At 65.3% G+C, this 13599-nt stretch carries 9 protein-coding genes and 1 pseudogene; 4 read left to right on the top strand and 6 right to left on the bottom strand.

The window, feature by feature from the left end; genetic code table 11:
* Positions 1–11: 11 nt before the first annotated feature.
* Both ACF8O7_RS18050 and aldA read left to right on the top strand, forming a co-directional pair.
* Positions 12–824, top strand: a complete 813-nt coding sequence (locus tag ACF8O7_RS18050; RefSeq protein ID WP_280048476.1) for an HpcH/HpaI aldolase/citrate lyase family protein — start codon at positions 12–14, stop codon at positions 822–824.
* Between the two features lie 16 nt (positions 825–840).
* A complete protein-coding gene (gene aldA / locus ACF8O7_RS18045; protein WP_280048474.1) occupies positions 841–2274 on the top strand; it encodes an aldehyde dehydrogenase in 1434 nt (477 codons plus the stop codon).
* A gap of 13 nt (positions 2275–2287) precedes the next feature.
* On the opposite strand, the gene ACF8O7_RS18040 is transcribed toward aldA, so the two are convergent.
* Both ACF8O7_RS18040 and ACF8O7_RS18035 read right to left on the bottom strand, forming a co-directional pair.
* Entirely contained in the window at positions 2288–3271 is a 984-nt protein-coding gene (locus ACF8O7_RS18040) for an alpha/beta hydrolase (RefSeq protein WP_016452096.1), read from the bottom strand.
* A gap of 58 nt (positions 3272–3329) precedes the next feature.
* Positions 3330–3845, bottom strand: a complete 516-nt coding sequence (locus tag ACF8O7_RS18035; protein WP_016452095.1) for a MarR family winged helix-turn-helix transcriptional regulator — start codon at positions 3843–3845, stop codon at positions 3330–3332.
* Between the two features lie 102 nt (positions 3846–3947).
* On the opposite strand from ACF8O7_RS18035, the gene ACF8O7_RS18030 reads away from it, so the two are divergent.
* Positions 3948–4925: a tripartite tricarboxylate transporter substrate binding protein gene (locus tag ACF8O7_RS18030; RefSeq protein ID WP_016448605.1), complete on the top strand. Its 978-nt coding sequence runs from the start codon at positions 3948–3950 to the stop codon at positions 4923–4925.
* An 85-nt stretch (positions 4926–5010) separates the two neighbouring features.
* The gene (locus tag ACF8O7_RS18025; RefSeq protein WP_280048472.1) at positions 5011–6339 is read left to right on the top strand and encodes a sulfatase; all 1329 of its coding nucleotides are present in this window, start codon (positions 5011–5013) and stop codon (positions 6337–6339) included.
* A 68-nt stretch (positions 6340–6407) separates the two neighbouring features.
* On the opposite strand, the gene ACF8O7_RS18020 is transcribed toward ACF8O7_RS18025, so the two are convergent.
* The 4 genes and pseudogenes from ACF8O7_RS18020 to ACF8O7_RS18005 all read right to left on the bottom strand — a co-directional run.
* The gene (locus tag ACF8O7_RS18020) at positions 6408–7271 is read right to left on the bottom strand and encodes a DUF4034 domain-containing protein (protein WP_034368739.1); all 864 of its coding nucleotides are present in this window, start codon (positions 7269–7271) and stop codon (positions 6408–6410) included.
* A gap of 297 nt (positions 7272–7568) precedes the next feature.
* On the bottom strand, positions 7569–8042 hold the full coding sequence (locus tag ACF8O7_RS18015) for a hypothetical protein (RefSeq protein WP_155524707.1): 474 nt from the start codon (positions 8040–8042) through the stop codon (positions 7569–7571).
* A gap of 1 nt (position 8043) precedes the next feature.
* Positions 8044–12585: an RHS repeat-associated core domain-containing protein gene (locus ACF8O7_RS18010; RefSeq protein ID WP_392443950.1), complete on the bottom strand. Its 4542-nt coding sequence runs from the start codon at positions 12583–12585 to the stop codon at positions 8044–8046.
* A gap of 114 nt (positions 12586–12699) precedes the next feature.
* Positions 12700–13599, bottom strand: a pseudogene (locus ACF8O7_RS18005) (type VI secretion system tip protein VgrG); the annotation flags it as partial.

Below are 13599 nucleotides of genomic sequence, written 5' to 3'. Positions count from 1 at the left end.
AGGAGTCCGCCATGCAACTGCCTGACAACCCCTTCAAGGCCGCGCTGCGGCGCGCCGAGCCGCTGTACGGCATCTGGGCCGGCTTTGCCACGCCCTATGCGGCCGAGATCATCGCCACCACGGGCTACGACTGGATGCTGGTCGATGGCGAGCATGCCCCCAACACCGTGCCCACGCTGCTGGGCCAGCTGCAGGCCGTGGCGCCCTACGCCACGCACCCGGTGGTGCGCGCCGTGCAGGGCGACACCGTGCTCATCAAGCAACTGCTGGACGTGGGCGTGCAGACGCTGATGGTGCCCATGGTGGAGACGGCTGAGCAGGCGCGCGAACTCGTGCACGCCATGCGCTACCCGCCCCATGGCGTGCGCGGGGTGGGCGGCGGCCTGACGCGGGCCACGCGCTGGGATGCCGTGCCCGACTACATCCGCACGGCGCATGAACAGCTGTGCCTGATCGTGCAGATCGAGTCGCCCCGGGGCGTGGCCAATGCCGCCGAGATTGCGGCCGTCGATGGCGTGGACGCCGTCTTCATCGGCCCCGCCGACCTGTCCACGGGCATGGGCCATGCGGGCGACGCCAGCCAGGGCGAGGTGCAGGACGCCATACGCCGCACCGTCCAGGCCACGCTGGCCGCCGGCAAGGCCTGCGGCATCCTCGCGCCGCGCGAGGAGGATGCGCGCCGCTATGCGGACTGGGGCTGCCGCTTCATCGCCGTGGGCATAGACATCAGCCTGCTGCGCCAGGCCGCGCTGGCCAACCTGGGGCGCTATCGCGCCACGCAAGCCACGGACCAGGCGGCCCCCCCTGCATCCCGCACCTACTGAACCCAAGGAGAACTCCATGGCATCCCCTACCGTGCTGCGCAATTTCATCGCCGGCAGCTTCACCGACAGCGCCGAACTGCATGAGGTGACCAACCCCGCCACGGGCGCGGTGCTGGCGCGCTCGCCCCTGTCCAGCCAGGCCGATGTGGACCGCGCCATCGCCGCCGCGCGCGGCGCCCACAAGGCCTGGGCGCGCCGCCCGGCCGTGGAGCGCGCGCAGTACCTGCGCCGCGTGGCGGCCCGCATCCGCGACAACGCCGCGCGCATTGCGCGCACCATCACCGAGGAGCAGGGCAAGGTCCTGGGCCTGGCCGAGGTGGAGGTGAACTTCACCGCCGACTATCTGGACTACATGGCCGAATGGGCGCGCCGCATCGAGGGCGAAGTCATCACCAGCGACCGGGCCAACGAGCAGATCTTTTTGCTGCGCAAGCCGCTGGGCGTGGTCGCGGGCATCCTGCCCTGGAACTTCCCCTTCTTCCTGATCGCCCGCAAGATGGCGCCGGCCCTGCTCACTGGGAACACCATCGTCATCAAGCCCAGCGAGGAAACGCCCATCAACTGCCACGCCTTCACCGAGCTGCTGGCCCAGTGCGAGTTGCCGGCCGGCGTGTTCAACGTGGTTTATGGCCAGGGCGGCACGGGCGCTGCGCTGGCCGGCCATGCGGGCGTGGACATGGTCAGCTTCACGGGCAGCGTGGCCACGGGCGAGCGCATCGCCGCAGCCGCCGCGTCCCACATCACCAAGCTCAACCTGGAGCTGGGCGGCAAGGCCCCGGCCATCGTGCTGGCCGATGCCGACCTGGACCTGGCCGTGCGCGCCATCCGCGACTCGCGCATCATCAACACCGGCCAGGTCTGCAACTGCGCCGAACGCGTCTACGTGCAGCGCCAGGTGGCCGACGAGTTCACGGCCCGCATCGCCCAGGCCATGGCCGCCACGCGCTACGGCGACCCGATTGCGCGGCCCGACGTGGAAATGGGCCCGCTGATCAACCAAAAGGGCCTGGACAGCGTGCAGGCCAAGGTGCGCCAGGCCATCGCCGACGGCGCGCAACTGGTCACGGGCGGGCAGGCCGCAGACCTGGGCGCGGGCTTTCACTTCCAGCCCACGGTGCTGGCCGGCTGCCATGCCGGCATGGAGATCATGCGCAAGGAAATCTTCGGCCCCGTGCTGCCCATCCAGGTGGTGGAAGACCTGGACGAGGCCATCGCCCTGGCCAATGATTGCGAGTACGGCCTGACCTCTTCTCTGTACACGCGCGACCTGTCCAAGGCCATGCAGGCCATGCGCGAGATCGACTTCGGCGAGACCTACATCAACCGCGAGAACTTCGAGGCCATGCAGGGCTTCCATGCGGGCGTGCGCAAGTCGGGCGTGGGCGGGGCTGATGGCAAGCACGGCCTGTACGAGTACACGCACACGCACGTGGTGTACCTGCAGGGGTGAGCCAACGGCTCGCCTATCGCTTCACGGTGGCTGACGTTATGAACCGGGCAATGGTGCTGGAAACCCCGGGCACTAGCGGCAGCCCCTCCTTGTCATAGGTTGCAAGATTGGCAGCGCGATCGTTGGTCTCCACCTTCTTGAGCACATGGTTGGTGGCGGGCAACAGCACAAGCTTGGCGTTCGGTGCAGCCTTGGCCAGACGCTGAGCATCCTTTGGCTTGATCTGCAGGTCGCGCTCACCTTGAATGATGAGCACGGGTTTGGAATAGCCCGCTATCAGGCGAGCGGGGTCCAGCGCGAAGGTGTTGATGAGAAAGCCTTGTACGCTGGCATGGAACATGGTGTTGAGCGGCCTGTCCATCTGGCGGGTATCCACGCGCCTGCCTGCTTCCAGAGCATCGATGACCGGTAACGCCTGGTCCAGGATCGGTGCATTGGCGGGGTCTTCCTTGAGCTGTTCCCGAAGCGTCTGCCCCATTGGGCGACCAGGAGCTGCTACCAATATCAGTCCGCAGATATCGGAGCGGCCCTGACCAGCCTCCAGAGCGACCAGTCCACCTTCACTGTGTCCCAGCACCCAGACGCATTGGGCACCGGTCTCGCTGCGGATGGCGTCCACCCAGTGGTGCACATCTTCGGCATAGGCCTGGATGGTCACGGCATTGGGGTCCTCCACGGCCTTGTAGCTTTCGAACATGCCACGTTTGTCGATGCGTACGGTGGCAATGCCCTGGGTGGCCAGTTCCTGTGCGAGCAGTTGGTAGGTCGAGGCTTTGAGGCCGAACGGGCTGTTGCCGTTGCGGTCGGTGGGGCCTGAGCCGGGGACGATCAGTACGACCGGCGGCGCGCTTTGGCTCGGCATCAGCAGAACACCCCGCAGTGGGTCAAGTGGCCCCGTTGCCTGCAGCGGCTTTTCGCCAAGGACGGCCGTGGCCGGTGCGGCCATGGTGGTACTTGCGCAGATGGCGGCCGCCAGGCCGAGGAGTAGAGCTTTCATGGGAAAGGCCGCAGAGTTGATCTGCGTGCCATTGGAGCATGCTTGTCTGTCGGCCCTGTCAGGTCGAGGCCGTGCGCTTGCGGTTGCGCGGCGCCTTGGGCGGCGGGCTGCTGGCCTCCAGCTCCCGCGCCCGGGCGCGGATGCGCGCAAAGGCGCTGGCCATGGCCTGCAGCTCTGGCTCGGGCACGGCGTCCATGAGCTCGCGGTTGATGGCCTGCACCTGCGGGAACAGCTCGGCATGCAGGGCGCGGCCCGTGTCGCTCAGGCGCAGCAGTGCGCGGCGCGCATCGCCCACCTGGCTCTCTTTCCACACCAGGCCCTTGGCCAGCAGCGCCGTGACCGCGCGCGAGGTGCGCGTGCGGTCCAGCTGCGCCTGCTCGGCCAGCTGCGAGGGCTGCAGCTGCCCGGCCTCGGCCAGCAGGCAGAGCATGCGCCACTCGCGCCGCGTGATGCCGTAGCGGCCCTCGCACAGGCGCACCACGCGGCTGCCAGCGGCCGCCTGCAGCCGCGCCAGGTGGTAGAGGAACATGTCGTCGAGCACGGCGGGGTGGCGCCAGCGGTGGAGGTCGGTCATGGACTCGCGGGCCGGTTTCGGGTTTACGCTAGGGATGATGGATTAGATGCATTGTCGGCGGCCTGCGTACATTGGCCGCAAGACAACGACAAGGAGACAAGTATGCCCAGCCCCCTCGCAGCCCTGGCGCGTGCCGCCCTGGCTTTGGTCGCCGCCGGCCTGTGCGCGGCGCCCGCCCTGGCCCAGGAATGGCCCAAGGCCAAGCCCATCCGCATCGTCGTGCCCAATCCGCCGGCCGGCCCGTCCGACATCTCGCTGCGCCCCGTGGCCGCCGCCATGCAGGCGGCGCTGGGCCAGGCCGTGGTCGTGGACAACAAGCCGGGCGCCAACGGCAACATCGGCGCGGCCGAGGTCGCGCGCTCCGCGCCCGATGGCTACACCTGGCTGTGGGCCATGGACCCCGTGCTCACCGTCAACCCCCATGTCTACAAGAACATGGGCTACAAGGCCGACGCGCTGGAAACCCTGGTCGTGGCCGCGCGCTTCTCGCAGACCCTGGTCTGCGGCCCGGGCACGGGCTTCAAGTCCGTCAAGGATATGGTGGCCGCCAGCAAGACGCGCGAGCTGACCTATGCCTCGGGCGGCGCGGGCTCGCCGGGCCACCTGGTCATGGAATCGCTGCTGGCTACCTCGGGCGCCAAGATGGTCCATGTGCCCTACAAGGGCCCCGCGCCGGCCATGCAGGACCTGCTGGGCGGCCAGGTGGACTGCGGCTTCCTGGCCGGCCCCACGGTCTTGCCCCAGGTCCAGAGCGGCAAGCTGATCGCCCTGGCCACCTCGGGCAAGACGCGCTCGGCGCTGGCGCCCGAGCTGCCGACCATTGCCGAGTCGGGCTTTCCCGAGTTCGACGGCACCTTCTGGATTCTGCTGGCCGCACCCAAGGGCGTGCCGCCTGCCGTGCAAAAGCGCTTTGTCGACGCCATGAACGAGGCCATCCGCGCACCCGAGCAAAAGGAACGCGCCAAGGCCCTGGACATCGAGATGGTCGGCTCCACCGTGGCCGAGGCCCAGGCGCGTGCCAAGGGACAGTCCGCGCAGTGGGCCGCCCTGGTCAAGCGCATCCACCTGACCAACGACTGAAGCCGCCACCAGGGCCTGTGGCCCTGAGGCACCGCCGTTTTGGCGATACTCCCTTTCCCAACGCATCCACTGTCTCCTGGCTCCCATGGCAACCCAGCGCCCCAATCTGATCTTCATCCTGGCCGATGACCTCGGCTATGCCGACCTCGGCTGCACGGGCGCGCGCGATGCGCACAGCCGCGCCACCGATGTCTCGCCCCGCCTGGACGCCATGGCCGCGCAGGGCATGCGCTTCACGCGCGGCTATTCCAACTCGGCCGTGTGCTCGCCCACACGCTTTGCCCTGGCCACGGGCCGCTGGCAGTACCGCCTGCGCGGCGCGGCCGAGGAGCCGATCGCCAGCGTCCACGGCGACAAGGTGCTGGGCCTGCCGCCCGACCATCCCACCGTGGCCTCGCTGCTGCGCGACGCCGGCTACGCCACCGCCCTGGTCGGCAAATGGCACCTGGGCTACCCGCCGCATTTCGGCCCGCGCATGTCGGGCTACGAGGAGTTCTACGGCTTTCACGCAGGCGGCGCCGACTACTTCGCCCACTGCGACCCGCGTGGCCGCCCCGACTTCTGGATCAACGAGGAGCCGCACGAGGAAGAGGGCTATCTCACCGACCTGCTGAGCCGCCGCGCCGTGGACTTCGTCGAGCGCCAGACGGCCGACAAGCCCTTCTACCTGTCCCTGCACTACAGCGCCCCGCACTGGCCCTGGCTCACGCGCGACGACCTGGCGGAATCGCGGCGCATCGGCGGCTTCGGCAAGCACACCGACGGCGGCACCATCGAGACCTACCAGCGCATGATCCACCACATGGACGAAGGCATTGGCTGGGTGCTGGACGCGCTCGAGAAAAAGGGCATGGCCGAGAACACGCTCATCGTCTTCACCAGCGACAACGGCGGCGAACGCTTCTCCAACAACTGGCCCTTCATCGGCCAGAAGATGGACCTGCTCGAAGGCGGCATCCGTGTGCCCCTGCTGGCTCGCTGGCCTGACCGCATGCCGGCAGGCGCCGTCAGCGACACGCCCAACCTGACCATGGACTGGTCGGCCACCTTCCTGGCCGCCGCGGGCGTGGACGGCCACGCCGACTACCCGCTGGACGGCGTCAGCCTGCTGCCCCTGATGGAAGACGGTACCTGGAACCCCGAGCGCGACCTGTGCTGGCGCATGAAGCACCGCGCCCAGCGCGCCCTGGTGCGCGGCGACTGGAAATACCTGCAGATCGAAGGCGTGGAATACCTCTTCAACGTCGCCCAGGACCCGCGCGAACGCGCCAACCTGCGCGACCGCGAGCCCCAGCGCCTGGCTGAGCTGCGCCAGGCTTGGCAGCAATGGGATGCGTCACTGCCGCCCATTCCGGAAGAAGCCAAGGTGTCGCTGGTGTTCAGTCGGCAGGATCTGCCTTCGGCGACGTTTTGAGGGTGTGTGTGCCCGCAGGCTGTGGGCGATAAAACAAGGCAGGCCTTTGGGCCTGCCTTGTTTCCTGATTACTGGTACGTCCTGACCATGCCCGCCCGTGCGGCCTCCGAGTTGTCGCACATGTCCTTGGCCTGTTTGTAGAGGGCCTGGGCCTTGCTCTTGTCCTTGTCGACGACTTCGTAATGGCTGGCCTTGGCAAGCACCAGGTTGTATTGGAGATAGCCGGCGCTGGCCGATGGCAGCGACTTCACGGCCTGTGACACCATTTGGTCCAGGCCCTCCAAGGACCCGCCCCAGCGCGGGCTCAGGTAATTGAGGGCATTGACGCGGGCCGCCAGGTTCTTGGGATCGGCCTGATCGGCCGCCTGCAGCCACTGCGCCGCAGTACGCCCACCCACCTGGTTTTCCATCGCGGCCAATCCAATCAGCATCGTCTGCGGCAAGGCCGAGCGGGCATCCAGCGCCATGGCCTTTTGCAGATACGGCTGGGCCTTCGCGCTGAGCTGCTTGACACTGTTCCACTGGCTGCCCGTCACCCTGGAGGCCGGCGCCTCGCCACGGGCGCCAAATGCCTTGTTGCCGTAATAGAGGCCCGCATTGAGCTGGGCAAAGAACGACTTGGGCTGCTGATCCGCCCACATGCGCATCACGTTCTCTTCCTGCAGGCTCAGTTGCTGCAGTCCCAGCAGATCCCGCATGGTCAACAAGTCCCCGCCCGAGGAAGAAAGATTCTTCTTGTGCTTGCGGGCCAGTTCCTTGTCCAGCGCCTCGAACTTGAACTCGCTGAGCAGTGCAGCCCTCTCGGACTCTTCCAGAGTGGCATTGCCATCGGGAATCAGCGGGCACTGCGCGGCGTAAGTGGCAGTGGCTGCGGAGAGAGACAGGGTTGCGAGCAGGATGCGGATCAGGGTTTGGGTGGGGTTGGAGGCCATGTGCGTCCCTCTTGGAAATGGAATGTGTTATTCAAAAATTTTCAAAATCAATGTTAGATATATTTGTCTTTCTCAAGACAATATATCCATCAAGATAAATTCGGCATCGAATGGTGAGCGCCAGGCTCCATGCGATTAATTATCGACCAGCATGGTAAATAAATTATTCAGAAATTCAATTGCGTATGTTATGGATAAGCAATTTTTGCTGGGCAACTGTATGACTGAGGTTCATGCGGCATTAGCATGTTCATCCTGGAATGCTTGGGGCTTGTTCAGCGAAGGCAGGCTGATTAATTATTTTGTCAATTTCGGATTGTGAATAGAGACTATATCGTTCAAGCAGTCATTGTTGTTGCACGATAATACTACGTGTTTGTCTTTCACATAAAATTTTCCTTCAAAGAAGCCGCTTGAATTAAAATTTTTTACGGCTTCGTTTTTTAAATTGAACTGCATAACTCTTCCCCAGTCATAGGATTTGTAGTCAATCAATGCGTCTTTTCTTTCAAGAAGCCCGCCAAATTCTCCTGCAGGAAAATATATATCGAGAGTTTTTCTATTCTTTTTGCTGAAAAATGGTGTGCTCACAATAAGTAGTGATTCTTTGCCTGCGAATTGAGTAGGCAGAGTCCATTTGCCTTTTACGGTTATGCATTTTTTGCTATTGGGTATGCAGAATTCGGAGGTTTTGGTATTTGAGTAAAAGAAATATATAGCACCCGTGACCGTGAAAGAAGTCAGCAAAATACCAGCAATATATTTTTTCATTTTATTCACATTCATCAGATGTTGAAATGGTCCAATTCCCTCGCCCTGCTGCATGAGCTGAATTGTCATAACCTTTGGGTGTGGCGCTAACCATTGCGCCGTATTCCGCGGCAACAGCTTTCGCTCCCGATAATCCACCAGAAGTTCCCGCAGCGATCAATGCGTCTGAGCCAAACTCAAACCCGATCTCTGCGGCCGTGAGTGCATCTATTTTTCTTTGTTTGTCTAAATATCTTAGTGCCTCGTTATCCCATTCACTCATCGGGGTACCTCGCGAGAGTTTTGCTACCAACTCTTCATATGCCTGCTTTCTCTTTAAAATTGCATCACATTTACACGATCTCTTTTTTGCGGATTTCCTTCCGGAAACAACACCCCACAAATCTAAAGCGCCTCCTGCAATATCAAAAAGACCGAGAGGGTCCATAGCGATAGTTGGTGATTTTGGGTATGAAGTATTATGAGATCCCCCCGCTAACCCGATCGGATCCTGATTCACATAACTCCCCACCACCGGATCGTAATACCGATGCCGGTTGTAATACAGCCCCGTTTCCCTGTCATGGTGCTGCCCTGGCAGCCGGATCGCCTGGTGGATGCCTTGCGGGTTGTACTCCTGCAGCACATTGCCCCAGGCGTCCAGCTTGGCCGCCCAGGTGACTAGCCCCCGTTGGTCGGTCAGCGCCATGGGTGTGCCCAGGTGGTCGCAGTGGTAGTGGTGGATGGCGATGAGGGCGTGCTGTTCTTTTTCCTGTTTCTGCAGTTGGGTCTGCATGCCGGTGAGCAGGCGTGCGGTGCTGTCTGCCTGTTCGCCCAGCATGGCCTGGGCGCCGGGCGGCAGGCCGTGGTCCAGGGTGTGGCGCAGGTGGCGGGCCGCGTCTTGCTGCATGTCGCGCGGCATGGCGTCGAGCATGGTTTGCATCAGGGCCAGGGCCGGCGCGTGGTTGGGGTCGTCCGGGTCGGGCAGGCCTGCGGTGATGGCTTGCACCAGCAGGTGGGGCTCGTCTTGGGGGTCGCCGCTGGCCGTGGTGCTCAGGCGCACCAGGGGGGTGAAGCTGCCGGGTTCGTAGATGGTGTGCTCTATGTGGCGCGTGTCGCTGCCGTGCTGCAGGCGTTCGGTGTGGATGAGGTGGTCGCCGTCCCAGCCGTAGTAGTGGGTGCGGGTGGATTCTGTGGAGTCCGCGCTTTCGACCTGCTGCTTCAGGCGCCTGCCCAGGGCGTCGTAGGTGTAGCGGCTGTGGTGGCGCAACTGCTCGGCGTTGCCCTGGATCTGGCTGCTGCACACGGCAATGAGCTGGTGTGCTCCGTCGTAGTGCAGTTGCTGCTGGCTGTGGTCTGCCTGCATTTGCGCGATGCGGTTGCCGCAGGGGTCGTAGCGCCAGACGCGGTCTTCGCTGAAGCCGATGCGGTTGTCTTCCCAGCGCTGCACGGGGCCTTGCCGCTGGCCTGCAAGGTGGCCCAGGCCCATGAGGTTGAAGTCGGTGTGCCGCCAGTGGGCGTGGACCTGGGCGGCCCAGCTGTCCTGAGGGCTGGCTTGACCCGGTGTGCCCGGTGCGGGCAGGCGGTTGCCCGCAGGGTCGATCTGCCAGCGGGTGGTGGTCTGGGGCTGCTGGCTGTCGGTGGCCGCTCTGAGGCGCCCGGCGCTGTCGTAGCCGTAGCGCAGCAGTTGTGCGGCCTGGCCCGGGGCGCCGGCCTGTTCGATGGCAACGAGCTGGCCCAGGCTGTCGTAGTGGTAGCGGCGGCCAAGGATCTGGCCGATGAGGGGCTGGACGAGGTGTTCCCTGCCTTCCATGCTTTGCAGGCCTGTGGTGCCCAGGGCCGTGAGGCGGCCCATGCTGTCCCATTGGCGTTGCACCTGCAGGGGGTGGTGTGCGTCTGCATCTGCTTCTGCTGCGGGGGTGGGTGGGTGCAGGCTGCGGCGGACTTCGCGGTGCAGGGCGTCGCGTTCGAAGTCGATGAGGCCGGCGCCGTTGAGCTGCAGTCCGTGCACATGGCCTGAGCCGTAGGTGAGCCAGGCGATCTTTCCCAGGCCTTGCAGCTGGCTGTGCTGGCGTGCGCCCAGCGCATCCAGGCTGTGGGCGATGCGGTGTTCGTATTCGATCTGGTCTGCGCCGCCGCCCCCGTTGCTGTGCTTGCCGGGCCGGTACAGCTGCTGCACTTCTGCCGTGATGCGGCCCAGGGCATCGCGTTCCAGTGCTATGCGGCTTTGCAGTTGGGTGGTGTTCTCCGCGGTGTTCTCGACGGTGTGCTGCCAGACGCTGGCGACCATGAGGCGTCCGGCCGCATCCCATTCGTAGCGGTGGGTCTGGGCCGGCGCATGGGCCGTGGCGGGCAGCTGGCGTTCGACCAATCTGCCGCCTTCGTCCCAGCGGTAGTGGCTGCTGCTTTGCCGTGCGGCGTTGCCGTCCGTGGCTTCCATGAGCTGGCCTGCCGCATCCCAGCGGTAGCGCTGCAGCCGCTGGTCGAACCCTTCTTCCTGCACGAGCCTGTCCAGCGCGTCCCAGGCAAAGCGGCTTTGGGCTCCGTTTTCGTTGACGAGACGCGTGAGGCGGCCGGCGCTGTCGTATTCGAAGGCCAGGGTGAGGCCGCCATGTGTTCGCTGGACCAGCCTGCCCCAGAGGTCGTAGCGCAGGTGGATGCTGGGGTCGGCGGCCGGTGCAGCAGGGCTTTGCCCCCCCATGAGAGGGGTGAGCGGGGGCTGGGCCGGTTCGATGCGCGTGAGGTGGCCTGCGCTGTCGTAGTGGTAGCGCTCGATCTGGCCGTTGGGCAGTTCGCTGGCCACGATGCGGCCCTGGCCGTCGCGCTGGTGGCGTTGGCGCTGGCCCAGGGCGTTGCCCACTTCGATGAGTGCACCCCAGCGGTCGTAGTGGTAGTGCGTGCTGTGGCCCGAGCAGTCGGTGTAGCTGAGCAGTTGGCCCGCGTCGCTCCAGGCCAGCTGTTTGCTGCCGCCCTGGGCGTCTTCGATGCGCCGGGGGCTGTCGCAGGTGAGCGGCGCTTCCTGGGGGTCGGGGTAGTGGTAGCGCTCGGTGCTGCCGTCGGCCTGGGTGATCTGGGTGAGGCGTCCCCAGGCGTCGTATTGGTAGCCGGTGGTGGCGCCTGCCGGGTCGGTGGAGGCGAGCAGGCGGCCCGTGGCTTCGTCGTGTTCCTGCTGGGTGCTGCGCCCGTCGGGCAGTTGCACGCCGATGAGCCGGCCCTGGCCGTCGCGCCTGAGGTGGACGCTGCGGCCCAGCGGGTCGGTGCGCGAGGCCAGGCGGCCGAAGCTGTCGTAGCTTTGCAGCCAGCGGCTGCCGTCGGCCTTGTGGTGGGCGATGAGGCGCGACAGGCCCGCCGCACCTTCGAAGTAGTAGGTCTCGATGCGATCCAGGCTGTCGCTGACGCGGGTGGCCGCGCGCGGCTGGCCGTCCGGGCCCGGCGGTTGGCTGAGGTAGTCGAAGCGGTAGCTGAGCCCTTCCTGGTTGCTGTGTTCGATGACGCGGGCGCCGGGCTGGGCGCTCTCGTAGCGGTAGCGGTGCCAGGGTCCGCTGGCATGGCGGTGGGCGCTGATGCGGTGGTGGTCCCATTCGAATTCGCGCACGAGCTGGCCTGCGCGGTCGTGGACGGTGATGAGATCGCCTGCACTGCTGTAGCCGTAGCGCACGAGGGCGATGGGCGCGGACAGGGGGTTCAACGGGTCCTGTGTGAGGTCCACGCCTGTGACTCGCCAGCCGTCGTCGGCGCCCCACAGTCCGTTCAGGCCCTGCGCATCCCTGCCACCATGGATGCGCTGGTGCAGCAGCCGGTAGCGCCGGCCTGTGCCGTCGCTCAGCGAGACCAGGCGGCCTGCGGGCAGCGGTTCCGGACTGCCGTTGACGTCCGGGGCCGTGGTCTTGCCGTCGCTGTAGTGGTAGAGCTGGCGGCGTCCGAAGCGGTCGATCTGGGCCATGAGGCGCCAGGGGCCATCGACCGACTCACCGGGCGGGGGGCCAAAGCCCCAGAGGGTGTCGCCATCGCCGCTAAAGGCCAGGATGGCCTCGGGATTGCACGCCAGCGCCGCCTCCACATGCGACCAGCGCGGGTTCGCAGCCCAGGGCGCTGTGCCGCCGTCCGGCTCCGGGCTGCCGCCGCGCAGCAGCCAGATGTCTTCGCTGGCACTGTGCAGCTGGCCGCCCGGGGCCAGGGGCTGGTCGAAGGTGATGACGCGGCCGCTGGCATCCAGCAGCAAGGTGGACTCTTCCTGCAAGCGGATGCTGAGCTCCTGCAGCAGGTGCCAGCCATGGCCCAGCAGGCCGCAGGCCGCGCCGTGCTCGGGGTTGACGTAGCTGCTGTATTGACGCTGCCAGGCCACGGGCAGCGCAGCCGAGGGCAGGGCAAAGTCCAGGTCTTGTGCGCCCAGCAGGACCTTGGCGCCCAGCTGGGGGTTGACGGGGGATCCGACGGTGATGCCGTCCGGGCAGACGGAGCAGGCCAGGCCGCCCTGGCTGCCGATGAGCACGGTGCGCGAGCCGGTGACGATCTTGCCCTTGACGACGCTGTCGGTGATGCGGGCTGCGGGTTGGCCACTCATGCGAGGCTGCTCCTGGAGAGGTGAGAGAGAACGGGACGGCGGATGCGGAAGATGCGGAAGATGCGGAAGATGCGGAAGATGCGGGGAATGCAGGGGCTGCAGGACATGCGGGCCTCAGCAGTTGAGCCGGTCCATGGGCGAGAGGATCTGGATGTCGCCGGGCGTGATGCGGATGGTGCTTTCGCCGCAGGTCAGCAGGATTTCCTGCTGGGCTTCGAGCCGGATCTTGGCGGCGTTGAGCTCAATGCTTTGCCCATCCATGGTGAGCTGGGAGGCCTTGCCTCCACCACCGCCACCGCCACCGCCACCGGGCGCCGTGATGTTCATGGCCATGCCGCCACCGGCTCCGCCTCCCGCGCCGCCGCCACCTCCGCCTCCCACGGTCAGCGAATACTTCGAGCCCACTTCGGTGCTTTGCTTGCTGCCGACCTTGACCTGGCGCTCCTGCCCCACGGTGAGGCTCTGGTTCATGCCCACATGGGTCTGCATGGCCACGCCGATGTTTTCCATGTAGTTGACGCCGATGTTCATCATCTTCATCCCACCCACGTTCTGCATGTAGGCCATGCCTATGGTCTGGGTCTTGAGCAGGCCGACCGTGACGTGCCAGTTCTGGCCTATCTTGTCGGTCTCGGTCTTGCCGATGGTCTTGCTGCGGTTCTTGCCGATGGAGATGTTCTCGTCGATGCCAACGTCTTCATTGCGGTTGTCGCCGATGCTGATCTTCTCGTCGTGGTCCACCCGCTCCGTGCGGTTGTTGTGCACGGTGATGGTCTCGTCGCGGTCCACGGTCTCGGTGCGGTCGCGGTGGATGACGCTGGTCTCGTCCCGGTCGATGGTCTTGCGCCGGTCGTTGCCCACCCATTTGTCCTCGTCGTTCTCGACCTCGGTGAGCTGGTCCTTTTGCGCATGCAGCCACAGCTGTTCTTGCCCGGCCTTGTCCTCGAAGCGGATGGCGTTGGCGTCGCCCGGGCCGTTCTTCATGCCCGCGCCTGCGGCACCGCCCTTGCTCGA

This window comes from Delftia sp. WSY_16 (assembly GCF_043104415.1).
Classification (GTDB): Bacteria; Pseudomonadota; Gammaproteobacteria; order Burkholderiales; family Burkholderiaceae_C; genus Comamonas; species Comamonas tsuruhatensis.
The sequence above is the reverse complement of the archived record's forward strand: the minus strand, read 5'-3'. Positions and strand labels throughout refer to the sequence as shown.

Coding starts and splice junctions, on each gene's coding strand:
- ACF8O7_RS18030 (WP_016448605.1), top strand. CDS start 3,948: ATGCCCAGCCCCCTCGCAGCCCTGGCGCGTGCCGCCCTGGCTTTGGTC.
- ACF8O7_RS18015 (WP_155524707.1), bottom strand. CDS start 8,042: ATGAAAAAATATATTGCTGGTATTTTGCTGACTTCTTTCACGGTCACG.
- ACF8O7_RS18025 (WP_280048472.1), top strand. CDS start 5,011: ATGGCAACCCAGCGCCCCAATCTGATCTTCATCCTGGCCGATGACCTC.
- ACF8O7_RS18020 (WP_034368739.1), bottom strand. CDS start 7,271: ATGGCCTCCAACCCCACCCAAACCCTGATCCGCATCCTGCTCGCAACC.
- ACF8O7_RS18050 (WP_280048476.1), top strand. CDS start 12: ATGCAACTGCCTGACAACCCCTTCAAGGCCGCGCTGCGGCGCGCCGAG.
- ACF8O7_RS18040 (WP_016452096.1), bottom strand. CDS start 3,271: ATGAAAGCTCTACTCCTCGGCCTGGCGGCCGCCATCTGCGCAAGTACC.
- aldA (WP_280048474.1), top strand. CDS start 841: ATGGCATCCCCTACCGTGCTGCGCAATTTCATCGCCGGCAGCTTCACC.
- ACF8O7_RS18035 (WP_016452095.1), bottom strand. CDS start 3,845: ATGACCGACCTCCACCGCTGGCGCCACCCCGCCGTGCTCGACGACATG.
- ACF8O7_RS18010 (WP_392443950.1), bottom strand. CDS start 12,585: ATGAGTGGCCAACCCGCAGCCCGCATCACCGACAGCGTCGTCAAGGGC.